The organism is Streptomyces sp. NPDC007896 (assembly GCF_042959425.1).
Classification (GTDB): domain Bacteria; phylum Actinomycetota; class Actinomycetes; order Streptomycetales; family Streptomycetaceae; genus Streptomyces.
On record NZ_JBIBKX010000001.1, the window covers coordinates 939148 to 957767 of the forward strand.

13 protein-coding genes and 3 tRNA genes are annotated in these 18620 nt (G+C 70.6%); 9 read left to right on the forward strand and 7 right to left on the reverse strand.

Going from position 1 to position 18620, the window contains the following annotated elements; genetic code table 11:
• The first annotated feature begins 199 nt into the window (after positions 1–199).
• The 3 genes from ACFZDJ_RS04305 (at position 200) to ACFZDJ_RS04315 (ending at position 3613) form a co-directional block, all read left to right on the forward strand.
• On the forward strand, positions 200–1237 hold the full coding sequence (locus tag ACFZDJ_RS04305; protein WP_075026728.1) for a rod shape-determining protein: 1038 nt from the start codon (positions 200–202) through the stop codon (positions 1235–1237).
• Between the two features lie 28 nt (positions 1238–1265).
• Positions 1266–2744, forward strand: a complete 1479-nt coding sequence (locus ACFZDJ_RS04310; protein ID WP_391055998.1) for a GAF domain-containing protein — start codon at positions 1266–1268, stop codon at positions 2742–2744.
• A gap of 119 nt (positions 2745–2863) precedes the next feature.
• Positions 2864–3613: an SDR family oxidoreductase gene (locus tag ACFZDJ_RS04315; protein WP_390927592.1), complete on the forward strand. Its 750-nt coding sequence runs from the start codon at positions 2864–2866 to the stop codon at positions 3611–3613.
• 15 nt (positions 3614–3628) lie between these two features.
• Here the strand turns inward: ACFZDJ_RS04315 and ACFZDJ_RS04320 are convergent, their stop codons facing one another.
• Both ACFZDJ_RS04320 and ACFZDJ_RS04325 read right to left on the reverse strand, forming a co-directional pair.
• Positions 3629–4384, reverse strand: a complete 756-nt coding sequence (locus ACFZDJ_RS04320) for an SDR family NAD(P)-dependent oxidoreductase (RefSeq protein ID WP_391056001.1) — start codon at positions 4382–4384, stop codon at positions 3629–3631.
• A 90-nt stretch (positions 4385–4474) separates the two neighbouring features.
• A complete protein-coding gene (locus tag ACFZDJ_RS04325; protein ID WP_391056004.1) occupies positions 4475–5392 on the reverse strand; it encodes a class I SAM-dependent methyltransferase in 918 nt (305 codons plus the stop codon).
• Positions 5393–5830: 438 nt separating this feature from the next.
• On the opposite strand from ACFZDJ_RS04325, the gene ACFZDJ_RS04330 reads away from it, so the two are divergent.
• On the forward strand, positions 5831–6679 hold the full coding sequence (locus ACFZDJ_RS04330) for a DUF1932 domain-containing protein (protein ID WP_391056007.1): 849 nt from the start codon (positions 5831–5833) through the stop codon (positions 6677–6679).
• Positions 6680–7269: 590 nt separating this feature from the next.
• Positions 7270–8349 carry a glycoside hydrolase family 5 protein gene (locus tag ACFZDJ_RS04335; RefSeq protein WP_389599946.1) on the forward strand — a complete coding sequence of 360 codons (1080 nt, stop codon included), beginning with the start codon at positions 7270–7272 and terminating at the stop codon, positions 8347–8349.
• Between the two features lie 225 nt (positions 8350–8574).
• Here the strand turns inward: ACFZDJ_RS04335 and ACFZDJ_RS04340 are convergent.
• From ACFZDJ_RS04340 to ACFZDJ_RS04350, 3 genes are all read right to left on the reverse strand, one after another.
• A tRNA-Ile gene (locus ACFZDJ_RS04340) sits at positions 8575–8648 on the reverse strand.
• Between the two features lie 165 nt (positions 8649–8813).
• Positions 8814–8886: transfer RNA gene (locus ACFZDJ_RS04345), tRNA-Asn, on the reverse strand.
• A 5-nt stretch (positions 8887–8891) separates the two neighbouring features.
• Positions 8892–8964: transfer RNA gene (locus tag ACFZDJ_RS04350), tRNA-Asn, on the reverse strand.
• Between the two features lie 145 nt (positions 8965–9109).
• On the opposite strand from ACFZDJ_RS04350, the gene ACFZDJ_RS04355 reads away from it, so the two are divergent.
• From ACFZDJ_RS04355 to ACFZDJ_RS04370, 4 genes are all read left to right on the forward strand, one after another.
• A complete protein-coding gene (locus ACFZDJ_RS04355) occupies positions 9110–9415 on the forward strand; it encodes a hypothetical protein (protein WP_054233549.1) in 306 nt (101 codons plus the stop codon).
• Positions 9416–9627: 212 nt separating this feature from the next.
• Positions 9628–11082, forward strand: a complete 1455-nt coding sequence (locus ACFZDJ_RS04360; RefSeq protein ID WP_390927585.1) for an FGGY family carbohydrate kinase — start codon at positions 9628–9630, stop codon at positions 11080–11082.
• Between the two features lie 203 nt (positions 11083–11285).
• Positions 11286–13019 (forward strand): ABC transporter transmembrane domain-containing protein, encoded by a 1734-nt coding sequence (locus ACFZDJ_RS04365; protein ID WP_391056010.1) that lies wholly within the window; start codon positions 11286–11288, stop codon positions 13017–13019.
• Positions 13019–14947 (forward strand): ABC transporter transmembrane domain-containing protein, encoded by a 1929-nt coding sequence (locus tag ACFZDJ_RS04370; RefSeq protein WP_391056013.1) that lies wholly within the window; start codon positions 13019–13021, stop codon positions 14945–14947. The genes ACFZDJ_RS04365 and ACFZDJ_RS04370 overlap by 1 nt, the downstream gene beginning before the upstream one ends.
• A 267-nt stretch (positions 14948–15214) precedes the next feature.
• Here ACFZDJ_RS04370 and ACFZDJ_RS04375 read toward each other — a convergent pair whose 3' ends face one another.
• Together ACFZDJ_RS04375 and dnaG are read right to left on the reverse strand one after the other, a co-directional pair.
• Positions 15215–16525, reverse strand: coding sequence for a sigma-70 family RNA polymerase sigma factor (locus ACFZDJ_RS04375; RefSeq protein ID WP_391056016.1), 1311 nt, complete (start codon positions 16523–16525; stop codon positions 15215–15217).
• Between the two features lie 179 nt (positions 16526–16704).
• Complete coding sequence (gene dnaG, locus ACFZDJ_RS04380) at positions 16705–18609, reverse strand: DNA primase (protein WP_390927578.1); 1905 nt, start codon at positions 18607–18609, stop codon at positions 16705–16707.
• Positions 18610–18620 lie beyond the last annotated feature (11 nt).

Sequence of the window (18620 nt, forward strand, 5' to 3'; positions counted from 1 at the left end):
GCCCTGGCGGGTTTCCGCCAGGGCGCCGGGAGCACTCATCCGGACAAGACGGCCCAACCAGCATCCGGACAGGACCACCCATCCAGCGGCACCCCGCCCGGCCCCCCACAGAAGGCGCCTGGTCCGGCGCCCGTCCACGATGCGAGGAAGGACCGCCACCCGGCGGAGCCCCCACGGTCTGCTCTCGGGAGGACCTGCCATGACCGCCAGTCTCGAGCGGTTGCGCCGCTGTCACTTCGCCGTCGACCTGGGCGCGGCCCGGACCCGGGTGTATGTGAAGGGCGCGGGGCTGGTCGTCGATCAGCCTAGTGTCGCCGCGATCAACACCAGGAACGGCGCGCTGATCGCGGTCGGCGAGTTCGCGGAGAAGATGACGGGCCGTACCCCCGACTACATCCGGGTCATGCGGCCGGTGTCCGGCGGCACGGTCGTCGACATCGAGATGGCCCAGCGCATGCTGCGCCAGCTGCTCGGCGACAAGGTCCGCCGCGCCCTGCGCCGCAAGCCCCGGCTGCGCGCCGCGGCCTGCACCCCGCACGACGCGGACCCCCTGGCACAGCGCGCCGCGATCGAGACACTGGTCGGGCTGGGGGCGCGGCGGGTCGAACTGGTCGACACGCTGATCGCCGCCGCCGTCGGGTGCGGGCTGCCCGTCGAACAGCCGGAAGCCACCATGATCATGGTGTGCGGGGCGGCCGCCACCCAGGTCGCCGTGCTGTCCCTGGGGTCCATCGTGACCGCCGAGCGCATTCCGGTGGGCGGCGAGGCCGTCGACCGCGCGATCGTGCAGCACCTGCGCCACCAGCACGAGCTGATGCTTCCTTCGCAGTCGGTACGGCCCCTGCAGCTCGCCCTCTCCGGCAACGGGCTCACCCCGCACGGCCCGGCGTCCACGGAGATCCACGGGCGGGACGTGGCGACCGGCCTCGCCCGGTCCGTACAGGTCGACACCGCCGCCGTACGCGACGCCATCCAGACCCCGCTGACCGCCGTACTGGACGGGATCGGGAAGGTGCTGCGGGCCTGCCCGCCCGACCTGGTGGCCGACCTCGCCGACCGCGGCATCATGATGGTCGGCGGCAGCGCGCTGCTGCCGGGCCTCGACCAGATGCTGCGGCAGGCGACGGGCATGCCGGTGCACATCGCCGAGCGTCCCGACGTGTGCGCGGTGCAGGGCCTGGGCTACATGCTGGAGGGCAAGATCGAGCCGCTGACGCTGGACCCGCTGGCGCTCTGACGGCCGGGCCCCGGAACAAGGCCCCGGTATGCACGATCCGGTCCCCCGCCTGCCGTCGCTCCTGGAAGCCGTCCTCAGCGTCGGCACCGACCTCGAACTGCGGGCCACGCTCCAGCACATCGTGGACGCCGCCGCCGAGCTCACGGACGCCCGGTACGCGGCGCTGGACATGACCGATCCGGCACGGGACGGGCTCAAGGAGATCCGTACGGCGGAACGCCCCGATCTCGCCGGTCCTCCCCGGCCGCCCGAGCCGCCCGACCTGTCCGAGCCGTCGGAGCCGTCGGAGCTGGTCGTGCCGATCCACGTCGACGACGAGGTGTTCGGCGACCTGCGCCTCACCGGGAAGCGCGACGCCCCGTTCACGGACGAGGACGAGCAACTCGTACGAGTCCTGGCGACCCAGGCCGGCATCGCGATCGGCAACGCCCGGCTGTACGAGACGGCGCGACAGCGCGAGCGCTGGATCGAGGGCGCGGCGGCCGTCACCACCGCGCTGCTCAGCGGCGAGAGCGCCGCCGACGCGCTGATGACGGTCGCCGAACGGGCCAGGCGTCTCGCCAAGGCCGAGGCCGGCGTCATCCTGCGGCCCACCGAGGACGGCGGCATGGAGGTCGTGACCGCCTCCACGCTCGACGACCCCTCCGACATCGTCGGCGCCATGATCGAGCCGGGCAGCCCCGTCCTCGAACAACTCCTCGGCGGCGAAGCGGTGTTCATCGACGACTCGGCGACCGACCCGCGGATGACCACGCATGTACGGCACCGGTTCGGGCCGAGCATGATGCTGCCGCTCCAGGCGGGCGGCCGTCTCATCGGCACACTCGCCCTCCCCCGCCGGCGCGGCGGCCGTCCGTACACCGCGGTGGAGCGGCTGCTCGCCACCCAGTTCGCCTCACAGGCCGCGCTGGCGCTGGTCCACGCCGAGGCCCAGCACAGCAGGGAGCGGCTCGCGGTCTACGAGGACCGCGACCGCATCGCCCGCGACCTGCACGACCTCGTCGTCCAACGGCTGTTCGCGACCGGCATGATGCTGGAGTCCACGCACCGCAGGAGCGCCGGTGCGGACGACCACGCGCACGCGATCCTCGGCCGTGCCGTCGACGAACTCCAGTCCACCGTCCAGGAGGTCCGCACGGCGATCTTCGCGCTCCAGCAGCCGCCGGCCGACGCCCCCACCACCTTCCGTGGCAAGGTCCTGCGGGAGGCGGCGGCCGCGGCCGTGGTGCTGGGTTTCCAGCCCTCCACCCGGTTCACCGGCGCGGTGGAGAACCTTCTCGTGGAGCCCGTCGCCGGCCGGCTGCTCACCGCGCTGCGCCGCGCCCTGGCCGCCGCCTCCCGCCGCGCCGGTGTCTCCCGCGTCGAGATCACGGTCGACGCGACGGCGCCCCTCCCCGACGGACGCCCCGGGGTCCGCCTGACGGTCTTCGACGACGGCGACACGGGCAACGGCCGTGCGGAGGGCGGCGGCTCGGGCACGACGGTCACCTGGCGGTCGCCCCTGTGAGCCCCCGTGAGCCTCTGTGAGCCGCGCCCACAACTCACTTGACGTCCCCTCACGGTCTCCGTAGCGTCGCAGCCCGTACGCCCACATGACCGAAATTCACATCCAAGGACGGGATGGCCATGACTCAGCGACGTGTGGTGGTGTCCGGCGGCGGTACCGGGATCGGCCTGGCGACGGCGGAGGCGTTCGCCGCGGACGGGGACCGGGTGGTGCTCCTAGGACGCCGCGAGGACGTCCTGCGCAAGGCGGCCGACACCCTGAACGGCCAGTACGGCGAGTCGACGGCGAGCTGGTGCGCGGCGGACCTCGCCGACCCCGAACAGGTGGGCCGGGTAAGGGAGTTCATCACGGCGGACGAGACCCCGGTGGATGTACTGGTGGCCAACGCGGGCGGCAACGCGGCCCGCGAAGTCGACGGCACGCTCGCCTCCATCGCGGACAGCTACCGCGACAACTTCGACGCCAACGTACTGACCGCGGTCCTGCTCACCGAGGCCCTTCTTCCGCACATGCGCCGCCCCGGCGGCCGTATCGTGCAGCTCTCCTCCATCGCCTCGCTGCGCGGGCCCGGCTCGTACGGCGGCTCCAAGGCCTGGGTCAACACGTACACCTACGCCCTCGCGCAGCGCGTCGGCCCCGAGGGCATCACCGTGAACGCGGTCGCCCCCGGTTTCGTCGGCGACACGGAGTTTTTCGGCGCCCGCGCGACACCAGAGTTCGTCGCCTCCCGGGTCGGCCAGACCCTGACCGGCAAGCCGGGTCACCCCTCCGAGATCGCCGCCGCCGTCCGGTACGTGGCGTCACCGGAGGCGGCCTACCTGACGGGGCAACTGCTGCACATCAACGGGGGTGCGGCGCTGGGCCGTTAGGTCCTGTCCGGCGGATCAGGCCTGGGACGCCTGGACGGGCGGGCGCGGCGTCACGGTCACCTCCGGGATGGTGCCGCCGCAGCGCAGTACGACGTCGAGGACACGGAGGAACTCGTCGACGTCGAGCAGGGAACCCGTCAGATAGCCGCGCTGCCGCCAGACCGGGTAGACCTGCGCCGCGTACTCCCGGTCCCAGCCGTCGTTGAACCCGGTCCTGGAGTCCCCTTCCCCGCCCGCGCAGTCCCCGACCACGAACCGGGTGAAGCCCACGCTCGGGTGCTCTACGCGGAAGGCCTCGACGAGCTTCTCCAGGGCCGCCTTGCTCACGTGATAGGCGGCGAACCCGGGCCAGGACGGCGTGAGTGAGCCGCCGATGGAGGACAGGTAGGCGGCGACCCCGCCCGACTTCGTCAGATGCGGGAGCGCGGCGCTCGTGACCAGCGCCGCGCCGATCACATTGGTGTCCATGGCGCGGCGCCAGGCGTCGGCGTCGAGTTTCTCGACCGGGGCGAGGGGGCCGATGCCGGTGGCGTAGACGAGGGCGTCGATGCCGCCCAGCCCGGCGGCGGCCTCCTCGATCGCCGCCCGGCAGGACGACTCGTCGGTCACGTCACAGGCGACGGCGAGCGCGTCCGGGCCCGCCTCCTTCGCCGCGTCGACCAGCCGGTCGCGCCGGCGTGCCAGCAGGGCGACCTGGTCGCCGCGGCGCCCCAGGTCGACCCCTATGCACCGGCCCAGTCCACTCGACGCCCCGACTACGACAGCCTTCATGCCAGAACCTCATTCTCAGTATCCGACAATCCCCTTCCGCCGCTTCTATCACGAGTCGGGGCCGATGGGCAGACCCCCTGCAACGCCTCTCTACGCACTCGCGCGCAGATACCCCGAGTTCGCCACCTGGCCGAGGAACGTCAGCCGCGTGTCGGTCGCCATGTGCTTGTCGAAAGCCTCCTTGATACCGGGCCACTTGGGGTGTCCGAAGTCGTCGAGTACGACGATCCCGCCGGGTGCGACGATCCGCTCGGCCCACTCCAGGTCCGCGGCGACACCGGCGGCGGAGTGGTCACCGTCGACGATGATCACCCCGTAGGAACGGTCGGAGACCAGGGCGCGCACCTCGGGGTCCTCGGAGAAGCCCTGCTGGACGCGGGCCGCCGCACCGGCCGCGCCGACCAGCGCCAGATTGGCGCGCACCGCGGCGCCGCGCACGGGAGTGCCCGTCGGGTCGGCCCCCTCGGTGGTGCCGGGCTGCAACTGGAGGCCCGCGAGCGGGTCGACGATCGTCAGACGCGGGTCGCGTCCCGCGCGCTCCATCATCCGGATCAGGGCCGCGCCGAACATCCCGTACAGGGTGCCGATCTCGAGGATCTCGTCGTTCGGCGGGTCGAGCAGCGGGACGGCGGAGAGCTTGCCGCAGATGTTCATGGTGCCGCCGGCGATCCGGCCGACCCCGAGCGCCTCCAGAGCGATGAGCAGCCGGAACGCCTGGGCGATGTTCCGCTCCGCCCCGCTCTTGTCTCCGCTCACCTGCGCCAACTCCTCGATGGCGCGATCGAGATGGACCTGGGCCGGCATGCGCGACACGCCGCGCCCCGTCCCGTCGATCAGCAGTTCGAGGGGCCGCTGACGATTGCGCAGTGTCGCCAGCTCGCGCTGGAGTCCGCCTTCGGATCCGTCCCCGAGGGCGCGGCGGATCCGGCGATCGATGCGCTGATCGATGAGGTCGGCGATCGGACGCAGGGCGCGCCTGGCGGTCTTGGTGGTGAGTAACGCTCGCATGGCTCTTTGACCCTCGCAGGTATAGGAGAAGTGCTGCGTACGCGGGGGGACAGAAGGTGCGCACACCCTGATGACAACCGGCTGCGCAGTGGGGATCCAACGCCCAAAGGACGGTAAAGCGTAAACGTCCCACAGCCAAAACACAGCGAACGCCGGCCCCCTAAAGGGGAACGCGTGAATGATGCTTGGGCCACGAGAGGGTTACGTACGTCGTGATGTGCCGCGCCATCAGCTGAATGGCGGGTCAGGAGGGGGCGAGGGCCACGGAGCGGGGTCGCGCCGCGACACTCCGCGCCCGACGGATCTTCCTCGTAACGTGAAACTCTCTCCCGTCGCCCGCCTCCGCCTCATCAATCCCCCCTCATCCATCCCCCCTTATCCATCTCCCCCTCACCCGCCTCCCCTCATCCATCTCCCCCGACTCCACAAGGACCGTTCATGACGACCGTGACACTCCTGCACCCCGGCGCCATGGGCGCGGAGGTCGGCGCCCAGGCACGCCGCGCCGGGGCCCGGGTGCTCCATGTCCCCACAGGCCGCGGCTCCGCCAGCGTCGAGCGGGCCCGGAAGGCCGGCCTGGAGGCGGCCGAGTCACTCGGGTCCGCCGTGGCCGTCAGCGACTTGGTCCTGTCGGTCTGTCCACCGCACGCGGCGGAGGACGTCGCGCACGAGGTCCTCGGGCACGCTTTCCGCGGCATCTACGTGGAAGCGAACGCCATCAGCCCCGAACGGGCCCTCCGTATCGACGGAGCCTGCCGCGACCGCGGCATCGTCATGGTCGACGGCTCGATCATCGGAGCGCCTCCGGGGGCGGACAGCGCCCCGCGGCTCTACCTGAGCGGCGACCCGGAGGCTGTCGGCCGGGTGGCCGCGGTGTTCGAGGGCACCGCCGTACTCGCCCGACCGCTCGACGCCGGGGTCGGTGCCGCGTCGGCACTGAAGATGGCCTTCGCCTCCTTCCAGAAGTCCGCCCGCGCGCTGGCCGCCGTCTCTCACGCGCTCGCCACGCGTCACGGAGTGGATGCCGAACTGACCCTGGAGGCCGAGTCGATCACCTCCAGGATTCTCGCCGAGGTGGACTATCTGCCCAGCATCGCGGCCCGCGCCTGGCGCTGGGCCCCCGAGATGGAGGAGATCGCCGCCACCCTCCGCTCCACCGGCCTCCCGCCCGCCCTGGCCGAGGCCAGCGCCACGGTTCTGCGCCACTGGACCGCCGACAAGGACCGCTTCGACCTGCCCCTGGAGGAGGTACTCGCCCACCTCCACACGCCCGACGACCTGGACTGACGTCCGGTTCCGTCACTTCACCACCGCTCACCCCTCTCGCCCTGGTGCCGGGAATCCACCACAGGAGCCCAACGACGTCACGTGCGGGAAACCTTGACGATCACTGTCCCGGGTGCCACGATTCCGGCGCCGCCATGTTTACGTAAACATCGCCACCGACCCAGCCCCGGCCATGAGATCAGGCCTCGCCGTGCCGACCGATGTTTACGTAAACACAGCGTTCCGGTCGGTGGATCAGGGAGGAGCGGACGGATGGGTTCAGCGCCGCAGGCGAGGGTTCACGGCGGCTGGAGACCGTCGAGGTCGAGACGGCGCAAGAACCGCGCCTCGCACCTGCCTTGAGCACGCCAAGACCCACCCGCGCGGGCGACAGGACCGCCCCGCGCTCCCCCCACACCCTTCCCCACACCGGTCAAGCGCCACCGGCGAAGCACCACCGCACCACCGCTACAGCACCGGTCGTCACCGGGCCCACGACGGCGAGCCGACGCCCCCGCGTCCCGTCCGGCCCGGCGAACCTTCCGACGGCCGCCCAGCCCCGCGCAGGCTCCGCCGGGCGCTGAGCCGCAGTCACCTGAAAGGGCAAGTCGATGCGCAACACCCCCGCCAGAACCCGCCTCACGCCCCGCCTGCGCGCCGCCTTCGTGGCGCTCCTGATCGCCGGCACCAGTGGCACGGCCATCGCCGCGACCAGCGGCACGGCCGTCGCCGGCGGCCCCGTCCACGCCGCGCCGGGCAAGGACACGACCCAGTTCAAGGGCGTGAACTGGGCCGACCCGCGTGACAATTTCGCCGACGACCCGGTCGTACTGTCCGGCCTGTCGACCTCCGACAGCTACGCCCGGACCTACGCCAAGGCGAGCCGGATCATCTCGGCGTTCCGCGCGAACCTCGGCGCCAACACCGTCCGGCTGCCCATCAACCCGTACACGGTCAACGGCTCTTACTGGAAGTCCTACCGCGGGGTCATCGACGCCGCGTCGGACAAGGGCTTCAAGGTCATCGTCTCCTACTGGGAGGGCACGGGCGCCCGCAAGGACGGCTTCATCGACGACCCCGCCACCTTCTGGCCCATGTGGAACACGGTGGTCAAGACCTACAGGAACGACAAGCAGGTCTACTTCGAGCCGATGAACGAGCCCCACGGCTACACCGACACCGAGTGGGCCGACATCGCCGCGAAGTGGCTGGCCACCTACCCCTCCGTCCCGCGCGACCGGGTGTTCGTCAGCGGCGCCGGCTACAACGACCACGTCACCTCCGTCTGCGCCGACCCGCGCCTGAAGGGCACCTACCTCTCCCTGCACCACTACGGGTTCTGGAAGGACTACGCCACCTACGACCAGTGGGTGTCCGACCTCAAGGAGCGCATCGGTGACTGCGCGGGCCGTACCGTCGCCGACGAGTTCGGCGCCCCGATGACCACCGGCCTCGACTACAACAAGCCGGACGCCTCCAACAACTACGTCAACTACGTCCAGGCCGTCACCGACACCTTCCGCCAGCTGAAGATGGGCTCCGTCTACTGGCCCGGCCTGCGCACCGACGACACGTACTCCCTGCAGACCCTCACCGGCGACCCCGCCCGCCCGTGGCTCGCCACCACCAACCAGTCCGGCGCCGACCGCCTCGCCTGGGCCTGGGGCCGCGGGAAGCCCGTCCAGCCCTGACCCGGCCCCCGGGCCCGCCCGTCACCCGCGGGCCCGATCGGGCCGCTCCCGGCTCGAACTGACGTCACACCAGGGAACGGCGATTCCCCGGCCGTTCCCCCGGACGAGTGCAAAGAACGCGAAACGCACGACTGCGGCCCCCGGATCAGCTCCGGGGGCCGCAACCTTGTTGCTGACAAACCACGAGTGCGCAGGCGGCATCGTTTCTTCACGCGTAGCGCGGAGTGGGGCGGGTGGGACTCGAACCCACGGCCGACGGATTATGAGTCCGCTGCTCTAACCGGCTGAGCTACCGCCCCTTACGGCGCGTCGCGCACATGTGTGCGCGCCGTCTGCCGCAGCATAGCCGCTCATACGATCTCCTGCTTCGGATGGTCGGCAACGCATGACCATGAGGACTGCGGCGTGGCCTGCGCGGTTCCGCCGGACATGAAAAAGGACCCCTGAGGGGTCCTCTTCCGTTGCTCTCCCGACTGGACTCGAACCAGTAACCTGCCGGTTAACAGCCGGCTGCTCTGCCAATTGAGCTACAGGAGATCGAGCTCCCCCGACTGGACTCGAACCAGTAACCTGCCGGTTAACAGCCGGCTGCTCTGCCAATTGAGCTACGGAGGATTGCCTCGTTGCATCGAACGCACCTACCCGGGTATTCGCCAGGGGGCGTGCGCTCGCTGCGACACATACATTAGCGCAAGCAGGGGGGTGCTCCGCCAATCGGTTCCCCCCGCACCGATGCCGACGCAAGGGAAGGGTGGCCGCCATGCGCTACCGGCTCACATTCGTCGCCGGACTGGCTCTGGGTTACGTGCTCGGCACGCGCGCCGGGCGCGAGCGCTACGAGCAGCTGAAGAAGTCCGCGCGCCAGGTCGCGCAGAACCCCGCGGTGCGCAACACCGCCGAGACCGCCGCCCAGCAGGGGCGCGAGATCGCGGGCAAGGCGTTCCACACGGTCGGCGAGAAGGTGGGCGACCACGTCCCCGACTCGGTCACCGCCCGCGTCCGCTCGCTGCGCGAACGCAACACCAACGGCACCCGCGAGGACGACTGGGGCACCAGCAACACGTAAGGGCCCGCGAGAGGCGCGGGGAACCACCCGATCAGCCCCCACCTACCGAAAGCCGTACGACTCACGGCAGGCAGGGCCAGGGGATCCCTGGCGGGGCGGGCGAACGCGCCACCCCGTCCGACCTGCGCCCCGGCCCGTCGGGCACCCCGTGAGCCGGTCGCTACCACCCGGCCCGGCGCGCCCATCCCCCGCCGTACGGCAGAATTTCCGCCATGGGGATAGTCGCCGGGTTGGACAGTTCGCCCGATTTCACTCGTATCGTCGTCTGCGACACGGACACGGGAGCCGTGCTCAGGCAGGGATATGCCCCGCATCCGGTGGAAACCACCGAGGGCGGCGGCCGTCCTTCCGATGTCGATCCGCAGGCCTGGCTACTGTCCCTGGGCGAGGCGGCCGGCGGAGGGCTGCTCGAAGGCGTGCAGGCCATCGGCGTCTCCGCGCAGCAGAACGCGCTCGTACCGCTGGACACGCAGGGCAACACGGTGCGGCCGGCCATGGTCGGCGGTGACAAGCGCGCACAGGTCGCCGCCGCCGATCTCGTCGACGCGCTCGGCGGGCGCGAGGCATGGGCGCAGGCCGTGGGCCACGTACCGCAGGCCGCCCAGCCGGTGACCAAGCTGCGCTGGCTGAACAAGACCGAGCCCGACGCCGCGCTGCGCACCGCCGTACTGCTACAGGCGCACGACTGGCTGGTGTGGCAGTTGCTCGGGCGGCCGATGCGGCGGACCACGGACCGGGGCGGGGCCTCCGGGACCGGCTACTGGTCGGCGGCGACCGGCAACTACCGGCCGGATCTCGTCGAGCTCGCGCTCGGCCACCAGGCCACGCTGCCCGACGTGCTGGGCCCGTCCGAGGCGGCGGGGACGACACCCGAGGGGCTGCTGATCGCCGCGGGCACCGGAGAGACCATGGCGGCGGCCTTCGGGCTCGGCATCGGGCTCGGGGACGCGGTCGTGTCCCTCGGCGCCTCCGGGTCCGTGATGGCCGTACACCCCGAGGCGCTGGTCGACTCCTCCGGCATGATCACCTCACTGGCGGACGCGACCGGCATGCATCTGCCGGTGGTCACCACCCTCAACGCCGTACGGACCCTGCGCGGCGTCGTCGAACTGCTTGGCCTGCCCGACCTGGAGAGCCTGTCCGAGCTGGCGATGAAGTCCACGCCGGGCTCCCACGGGCTGGTCCTGCTGCCGTACCTGGAGGGCGAGCGGACCCCGAACCTGCCGCACACCGCCGGGACGCTCGCGGGACTGCGGCGCGAGTCGATGCGCCCCGAACACCTGGCGCGGGCCGCCTTCGAGGGCATGCTGTGCGGGCTCGCGGACGCGCTCGACGTGCTGCGCGGGCGCGGCGTGGACGTACGGCGGGTGTTCCTGCTCGGGGCGGCCGCCGAGCTGCCGGCCGTGCAGGCCGCGGCGCCCGCGCTGTTCGGCGTGCAGGTCGTCGTGCCCCAGCCGGCGGACTACGCGGCGCTGGGCGCGGCCCGTCAGGCGGCCTGGGCCCTCGGCGTCTCGCAGGGCACGCTCGACCCCCAGCTGCCACCCGTCTGGCAGGGTGCGGTCGCCCAGGTTCTGGAGCCCGGTGAGGAACTGGCCGTGGGTCAGGCCGTACGGCAGCAGTACGTGTCCGTACGGGAACAGACGCATCCGGGGGCGTTCCGGTCATAGGGGGCGGGAGGGGTGCGGACGCGTGTCACCGGTGGGCGTAGAGGCCGGCATGGGCCCTATGACGTACGTCTCAAGGTCCGGTTCCGGTCCGCTCTTGGTCCGCTCTTGGATTAATCGGTTGAGGTAACACGGGTGGAGTGTTCGACGATAGGGGGTGGTGCACCACCGACCGCACTGCCGTCGACGACTCCGAGAGAAGCCGCGTGCTCATACGACTGCTTCGGACCTACCTCAGTCCGTACAAGAAACCCATCGCTCTCCTCGTGCTGCTGCAGTTCCTGCAGACCTGCGCGACCCTGTATCTGCCGACCCTGAACGCACACATCATTGACAACGGTGTCGTCAAGGGAGACACGGGTTACATCCTGTCCTTCGGTGCCCTGATGATCGGGATCTCGCTGGTCCAGGTCGTCTGCAACATCGGCGCCGTCTACTACGGCGCCCGTACGGCGTCCTCCGTCGGCCGGGACATCCGGGCCGCCGTCTTCGACCGGGTGCAGTCCTTCTCCGCACGCGAGGTGGGCCACTTCGGGGCGCCCTCCCTGATCACCCGCACCACCAATGACGTCCAGCAGGTGCAGATGCTCGCCCTGATGACGTTCACCCTGCTGGTGTCGGCGCCGATCATGTGTGTGGGCGGCATCGTGCTGGCCCTCGGCCTGGACGTGCCGCTCTCCGCGGTCCTGGTCGCCGTGGTGCCGGTGCTCGGCATCGGAGTGACCCTGATCGTGCGCCGGCTGCGCCCGCTGTTCAGGACCATGCAGGTGCGTCTGGACACCGTGAACCGGGTGCTGCGCGAGCAGATCACCGGCAACCGCGTCATCCGCGCCTTCGTCCGGGACGACTACGAGAAGGACCGCTTCGAGTCCGCCAACGCCCAGCTGACCGAGGTGTCCCTCGGTACCGGCCGGATGCTCGCCCTGATGTTCCCGATGGTCATGACCGTCGTGAACCTCTCGTCGATCGCCGTGGTCTGGTTCGGCGCCCACCGCATCGCCAGCGGCGGCATGCAGATCGGCGACCTGACCGCGTTCCTCGCCTACCTCATGCAGATCGTGATGTCCGTGATGATGGCCACCTTCATGTTCATGATGGTGCCGCGCGCGGAGGTCTGCGCCGAGCGCATCGAAGAGGTCCTGGACACCTCGTCGAGCGTCGTGCCGCCGAGCGCGCCCGTCGTGGAGCTGCGGCGCCACGGCCACCTGGAGATCCGCGGCGCCGGGTTCCGCTACCCGGGTGCCGAGGAGCCCGTCCTGAAGTCCATCGACTTGGTGGCGCGGCCGGGTGAGACGACCGCCGTGATCGGGTCGACGGGCAGCGGCAAGTCGACGCTGCTCGGGCTCGTGCCCCGGCTCTTCGACGCCACCGACGGAGAAATCCTCGTCGACGGCGTGGACGTGTCGACCGTCGAGCCGAAGCTGCTCGCCAGGACGGTCGGGCTCGTCCCCCAGAAGCCGTACCTCTTCGCGGGGACGGTCGCCACCAACCTCCGGTACGGCAATCCGGACGCGACCGACGAGGAGCTGTGGCACGCGCTGGAGGTGGCACAGGCCAAGGGCTTCGTGGAGCGGCTGGAGAACGGCCTGGACTCGCCGATCGCGCAGGGCGGCACCAACGTCTCCGGCGGTCAGCGCCAGCGCCTCGCCATCGCCCGCACCCTCGTCCAGCGCCCCGAGATCTACCTCTTCGACGACTCCTTCTCCGCGCTCGACTACGCGACCGACGCGGCGCTGCGCGCGGCGCTCTCCCAGGAGACCGCCGAGGCGACCGTGGTGATCGTCGCCCAGCGGGTGTCGACCATTCGGGACGCCGACCGGATCGTGGTCCTCGACGAGGGCCGGGTGGTGGGCACGGGGCGTCACCACGAGCTCATGGCCGACAACGAGACCTATCGGGAGATCGTTCTCTCCCAGCTGACGGAAGCGGAGGCCGCCTGATGGCCGGGCCCATGGGACGCATGATGGCCGGGGGCGGCCCCGATCAGCGCTCGATGGATTTCAAGGTGTCCGGGAAAAGGCTCCTGGCCCAGTTCAAACCCGAGCGCGTCACCATGTACGGGATGCTGGTCGCCGTCGTCCTGAGCGTGGGGCTCTCGGTGGTCGGACCGAAGATCCTCGGCAAGGCCACCGACCTGGTCTTCGCGGGCATCATCGGGCGGCAGATGCCGGCCGGCGCCACCAAGGCCGAGGTCCTCGCCTCGATGCGCAAGCGTGGTGAGGGCGGCATGGCCGACATGCTCGCCGGGACGGACTTCACCCCCGGCAAGGGCATCGACTTCGGTGCCGTCGGAAACGTACTGCTGCTCGCGCTCTGTACGTTCCTGCTGGCCGGCCTGCTGATGGCGGTGGCGACGCGCCTGGTGAACCGGGCCGTCAACAAGACCGTCTACCACATGCGCGAGGACCTGCAGGCGAAGCTCTCGCGGCTGCCGCTGTCGTACTTCGACAAGCGCCAGCGCGGTGAGGTGCTCAGCCGCGCCACGAACGACATCGACAACATCCAGCAGACCCTGCAGCAGTCGATGGGTCAGTTGGTGAACTCCCTGCTGACCATCATCGGCGTGCTCGCGATGATGTTCTGGGTCTCGTGGCTGCTCGCGCTGGTCGCGCTCGTCACGGTCCCGCTCTCCTTCTTCGTCGCCACGCGCATCGGCAAGCGCTCGCAGCCGCACTTCGTGCAGCAGTGGCGCACCACCGGCAAGCTCAACGCCCACATCGAGGAGATGTACACCGGGCACACGCTGGTGAAGGTGTTCGGGCGGCAGGAGGAGTCGGCGGCGCAGTTCGCCGAGCAGAACGAGAAGTTGTACGAGGCCGGGTTCAAGGCGCAGTTCAACAGCGGGGTCATGCAGCCGCTGATGATGTTCGTGTCGAACCTGAACTATGTGCTGGTGGCGGTCGTCGGCGGTCTGCGCGTCGCGTCCGGTTCGCTGTCGATCGGCGACGTCCAGGCCTTCATCCAGTACTCCCGCCAGTTCTCGATGCCGCTGACGCAGGTCGCCTCGATGGCGAACCTCGTGCAGTCCGGTGTCGCGTCGGCGGAGCGGATCTTCGAACTCCTCGACGCGGAGGAGCAGGAGGCCGACCCGGTGCCGGCGGCGCGCCCCGACGAGCTGCGCGGGCGGGTGGCGCTGGAGAACGTGTCCTTCCGCTACGACCCCGAGAAGCCGCTCATCGAGGACCTGTCGCTGAAGGTCGAGCCGGGCCACACGGTGGCGATCGTCGGCCCGACCGGCGCCGGCAAGACCACGCTGGTGAACCTCCTGATGCGGTTCTACGACGTCACCGGCGGCCGGATCACCCTCGACGGGGTCGACATCGCGTCCATGTCCCGGGACGAACTCCGGGCCGGGATCGGGATGGTGCTCCAGGACACCTGGCTGTTCGGCGGCACGATCGCGGAGAACATCGCGTACGGGGCCTCGCGGGAGGTCACCCGCGGGGAGATCGAGGAGGCGGCGCGGGCCGCGCACGCGGACCGTTTCATCCGTACCCTCCCGGAGGGCTACGACACCGTCATCGACGACGAGGGTACGGGGGTCAGCGCGGGCGAGAAGCAGCTGATCACCATCGCGCGGGCGTTCCTGTCCGACCCGGTGATCCTCGTCCTCGACGAGGCGACCAGTTCTGTCGACACCCGTACGGAGGTGCTGATCCAGAAGGCGATGGCGAAGCTCGCGCACGGGCGGACGTCGTTCGTGATCGCCCACCGGCTCTCCACGATCCGGGACGCGGACACCATCCTGGTGATGGAGAACGGGTCGATCGTCGAGCAGGGCGCGCATGCGGAACTGTTGGCTGCCGACGGTGCGTACGCGCGCCTCTACAAGGCCCAGTTCGCCCAGGCGGTGGCCGAGGTCGACTAGCGGGTGTGGGTGGGTGGGTGCGGGGAGGTGCTTCCTCGCCCCCGCCGCCCCTACCCGTCCCATCCTCCCGGGGCTCCGCCCCAGACCCCGGAGGGTGGTCTTTCGACTGCGGCCCGGTGGGGGCTGGTCGCGCAGTTCCCCGCGCCCCCAAGAGCCTTCAGCCCGTCCGGCGTTCGAGGACGAGGCCGTTCAGGCCGATCGGGGGGTCTGGGGGCGCAGCCCCCGGGGATGGGACGGGTAGGGGCGGCGGGGGCGAGAGACGTCGGGTCAGTCCAGGTAGCCGCGGAGTTGGTCCGCGAACGCGTGGTCCCTCAGTTTGTTGAGGGTTTTGGACTCGATCTGGCGGATGCGTTCGCGGGTGACGCCGAAGATGCGGCCTATTTCCTCGAGCGTGCGGGGACGGCCGTCGGCGAGCCCGTACCGGAGCTGGACGACCTTGCGTTCACGCTCGCCGAGCGTGGAAAGCACCGCTTCCAGGTGTTCCCGCAGGAGCAGGAACGCGGCGGACTCCACCGGCGACGTCGCGTCACCGTCCTCGATCAGGTCGCCGAGCGCCACGTCGTCCTCCTCCCCCACCGGCGCGTGCAACGACACCGGCTCCTGGGCAAGACGCAGCACCTCACTCACCCGCTCACCGGGAAGGTCGAGGTGCGCGGCGACCTCGTCCGGCGTCGGTTCGTAGCCGCGCTCCTGCAGCATCCGCCGCTGGACCCGCACGACCCGGTTGATCAACTCGACCACATGGACGGGGACCCGGATCGTACGGGCCTGATCGGCCAGCGCCCGCGACATGGCCTGCCGGATCCACCAGGTCGCGTACGTCGAGAACTTGTACCCACGGGCGTAGTCGAACTTCTCCACCGCCCTGATCAGACCGAGGTTCCCCTCCTGGACCAGGTCGAGCATGGTGAGCCCGCGGCCCACATAGCGTTTGGCGACCGAGACGACCAGGCGCAGGTTCGCCTCGATGAGGCGGCGCTTGGCCATGCGGCCCATGACGACGAGTTTGTCGAGGTCGAGGGCGAGCTGACTGTCCAGGTCGGGGGCGAGGCGGAGCTTCTCCTCGGCGAAGAGTCCGGCCTCGACGCGACGGGCGAGTTCGACCTCCTCCGCCGCGGTGAGCAGCGGAATGCGCCCGATCTCGCGCAGGTACTGGCGGAACAGGTCCGAGGAGGGGCCTCCGGTGTCCGTACTGCGTCCTCGGGGCGGTTCGACGGGTTCCGGGACCTCGGCCTCGGTTTCGACCTCCACGGGCTCGGCCTCGGCCTCGACGGCGTCCGCCGCCGGCCCGTCCGGCTCCGTCTCGGGGTGGTGCGCGGCACCCCTCTGCGGGGGCACCGCCGTGACGGCGTCGGGCTCGGCGTCCGTATCCGTGTCCGTGAGGTTGTCGGTCTGTGTGAGGGTCTGGGTCTGCACGGGGGCGACCTCCAGGAATGTCGCTGCTGAGGCGTGCGGCAGCGGTACGTCGGGGATGGGGTCGACGGCCTCGCCGCTGTCCATCCCGTAGTCGTTTGGCGGAACCGCGGGAATCGGAAACCCGTCGCGTGCGGGTCGGCCGCGCTCCGAGGACTCAGGCACCGGAACCCAGTGTGGAGTACGACACATCGCCGCCACGAGGGGCGTGCGGTGACTTTTTGCTTCCGGTCCGTGACCCGGTGGTTACCGTGCCGTCCGAGTGCGCAGCTCAGCGCGCGCGAAACCGATTGAAGGGCGTACGGGATTGGCATGTGCGCCGGGCCCATCCGGGCAGGGCGGCCTCAGAGCGCCTCCGCGCCCCGCTCGCGCAGCGCCTGTCCGTACTGCTGGAGCACCCACAACTCGTTCTGCACGGCCGCCAGCTGGGCCGGGTCGCCGTGGGCGCTCGCGCGGGCCAGGGCACCCTGGACGTCCACGACGCGGCGCTCGACGGCGCGGCGGCGGACCATGACGAGCTGGTCGCCCGCGTAGGTCTCGTCGACGGTCTTGCGCATGATCGCCTCGACGGCCAGCTCGGTGACCATGGAGCGGACCACGTCGTCCGGGGCGGCCTCGCGGACCCGGACCAGATACTCCTGGGGGTCCTGCGTGCCGTACTCGGCACCGCCCGACTCCATGATCGCCAGGCGTACGGCGGCGTAGGGCGCGGCGGTGAACTCGTCGATCCCGTAGGCGTCGAAGGCCGGGGAGACCAGCTCGGGCCGCTGGAGGGCGAGCTTGAGCAGCTCGCGCTCGGTGGCGTAGACGGGGTTGCGGAGGTTGAGCGCCGGGCCGCCCGCGGACGTCCGGACCGTGGCGTACGTCTGCTGGGGGCGCTGCCCGTCGGCGGGGGCCGGGCCCCTGCCGCCGCGGTCGCGGGCCCAACGGGCCAGCTGGGCCACCCGCTTGACCACGAACTGGGTGTCGAGGATGCCGAGCATGCCGGCGAGCTGCACGGCGACCTCGTGCTGGGCGCCGCTGTTCTTGATGCGGGCGACGATGGGCGCCGCCTCGTCCAGGGCCGCCGCGCGCCCCGCCGGGGTCTCCAGGTCGTAGCGCAGGATGATCTGGCGCAGGGCGAACTCGAAGAGGGGCGTGCGGGGTTCGACGAGGTCGGCGACCGCCTCGTCGCCCTTGGCGAGGCGCAGGTCGCAGGGGTCCATGCCGTCCGGCGCGATGGCGATGTACGTCTCGGCGGCGAACTTCTGGTCGTCCTCGAAGGCGCGCAGGGCGGCCTTCTGGCCCGCCGCGTCGCCGTCGAAGGTGAAGATCACGCGGGCCGAGCCGTTGTCCATCAGGAGGCGTCTGAGGATCTTGATGTGGTCGCTGCCGAACGCGGTGCCGCAGGTCGCGATCGCGGTGGTGATGCCGGCCAGGTGGCAGGCCATGACGTCGGTGTAGCCCTCGACGACGACCGCGCGGCTGGCCTTGGCGATGTCCTTCTTGGCGAGGTCGATGCCGTAGAGGACCTGGGACTTCCGGTAGATCGCGGTGTCGGGCGTGTTCAGGTACTTCGGGCCGTTGTCCGCCTCGTAGAGCTTGCGCGCGCCGAAGCCGACGACCTCGCCGCCGATGTCGCGGATCGGCCACATCAGGCGGCCGCGGAAGCGGTCGATGGGGCCCCGGCGGCCCTCCTGGGAGAGGCCGGAGAGGAGCAGCTCCTTGTCGGTGAAGCCCTTGCCGCGCAGATGGCGGGTGAGGTGGTCCCAGCCCTGGGGGCTGTAACCGACGCCGAAGTGCGCGGCGGCGGCCTGGTCGAACCCGCGCTCGGCGAGGAACTTGCGGCCCGCGTCGGCCTCGGGGCTGATATCGAGCTGCTCCACGTAGTACTGCGCGGCGATCTTGTGCGCCTCGACCAGGCGGATCCGCTCGCCTCGCTGGTGGGAGGGGTTGTACCCGCCCTCCTCGTAGCGCAGGGTGATGCCGGCCTGTCCGGCGAGGCGCTCGACGGCCTCGGAGAAGGTGAGGTGGTCGACCTTCATCACGAACGTGATGGTGTCGCCGCCCTCCTGGCAGCCGAAGCAGTGGAAGAGACCCTTGCTGGGGCTGACCTGGAAGGACGGGGACTTCTCGTCGTGGAAGGGGCACAGACCCTTGAGGTTTCCGCCGCCCGCGTTGCGCAGCTGGAGGTACTCGGACACGACGGCGTCGATCGGGACCGCGTCCCGAACCGCCTTCACGTCCTCGTCGTTGATCCTTCCAGCCACGAGGTGATTCT

Excerpts from the sequence above, each read along its gene's own strand:
- ACFZDJ_RS04355 (WP_054233549.1), top strand. The coding sequence starts at position 9,110 with ATGCGCTACCGGCTCACATTCGTCGCCGGACTGGCTCTGGGTTACGTG.
- ACFZDJ_RS04360 (WP_390927585.1), top strand. The coding sequence starts at position 9,628 with ATGGGGATAGTCGCCGGGTTGGACAGTTCGCCCGATTTCACTCGTATC.
- ACFZDJ_RS04330 (WP_391056007.1), top strand. The coding sequence starts at position 5,831 with ATGACGACCGTGACACTCCTGCACCCCGGCGCCATGGGCGCGGAGGTC.
- ACFZDJ_RS04305 (WP_075026728.1), top strand. The coding sequence starts at position 200 with ATGACCGCCAGTCTCGAGCGGTTGCGCCGCTGTCACTTCGCCGTCGAC.
- ACFZDJ_RS04320 (WP_391056001.1), bottom strand. The coding sequence starts at position 4,384 with ATGAAGGCTGTCGTAGTCGGGGCGTCGAGTGGACTGGGCCGGTGCATA.
- ACFZDJ_RS04315 (WP_390927592.1), top strand. The coding sequence starts at position 2,864 with ATGACTCAGCGACGTGTGGTGGTGTCCGGCGGCGGTACCGGGATCGGC.
- ACFZDJ_RS04370 (WP_391056013.1), top strand. The coding sequence starts at position 13,019 with ATGGCCGGGCCCATGGGACGCATGATGGCCGGGGGCGGCCCCGATCAG.
- ACFZDJ_RS04325 (WP_391056004.1), bottom strand. The coding sequence starts at position 5,392 with ATGCGAGCGTTACTCACCACCAAGACCGCCAGGCGCGCCCTGCGTCCG.
- ACFZDJ_RS04310 (WP_391055998.1), top strand. The coding sequence starts at position 1,266 with ATGCACGATCCGGTCCCCCGCCTGCCGTCGCTCCTGGAAGCCGTCCTC.
- ACFZDJ_RS04335 (WP_389599946.1), top strand. The coding sequence starts at position 7,270 with ATGCGCAACACCCCCGCCAGAACCCGCCTCACGCCCCGCCTGCGCGCC.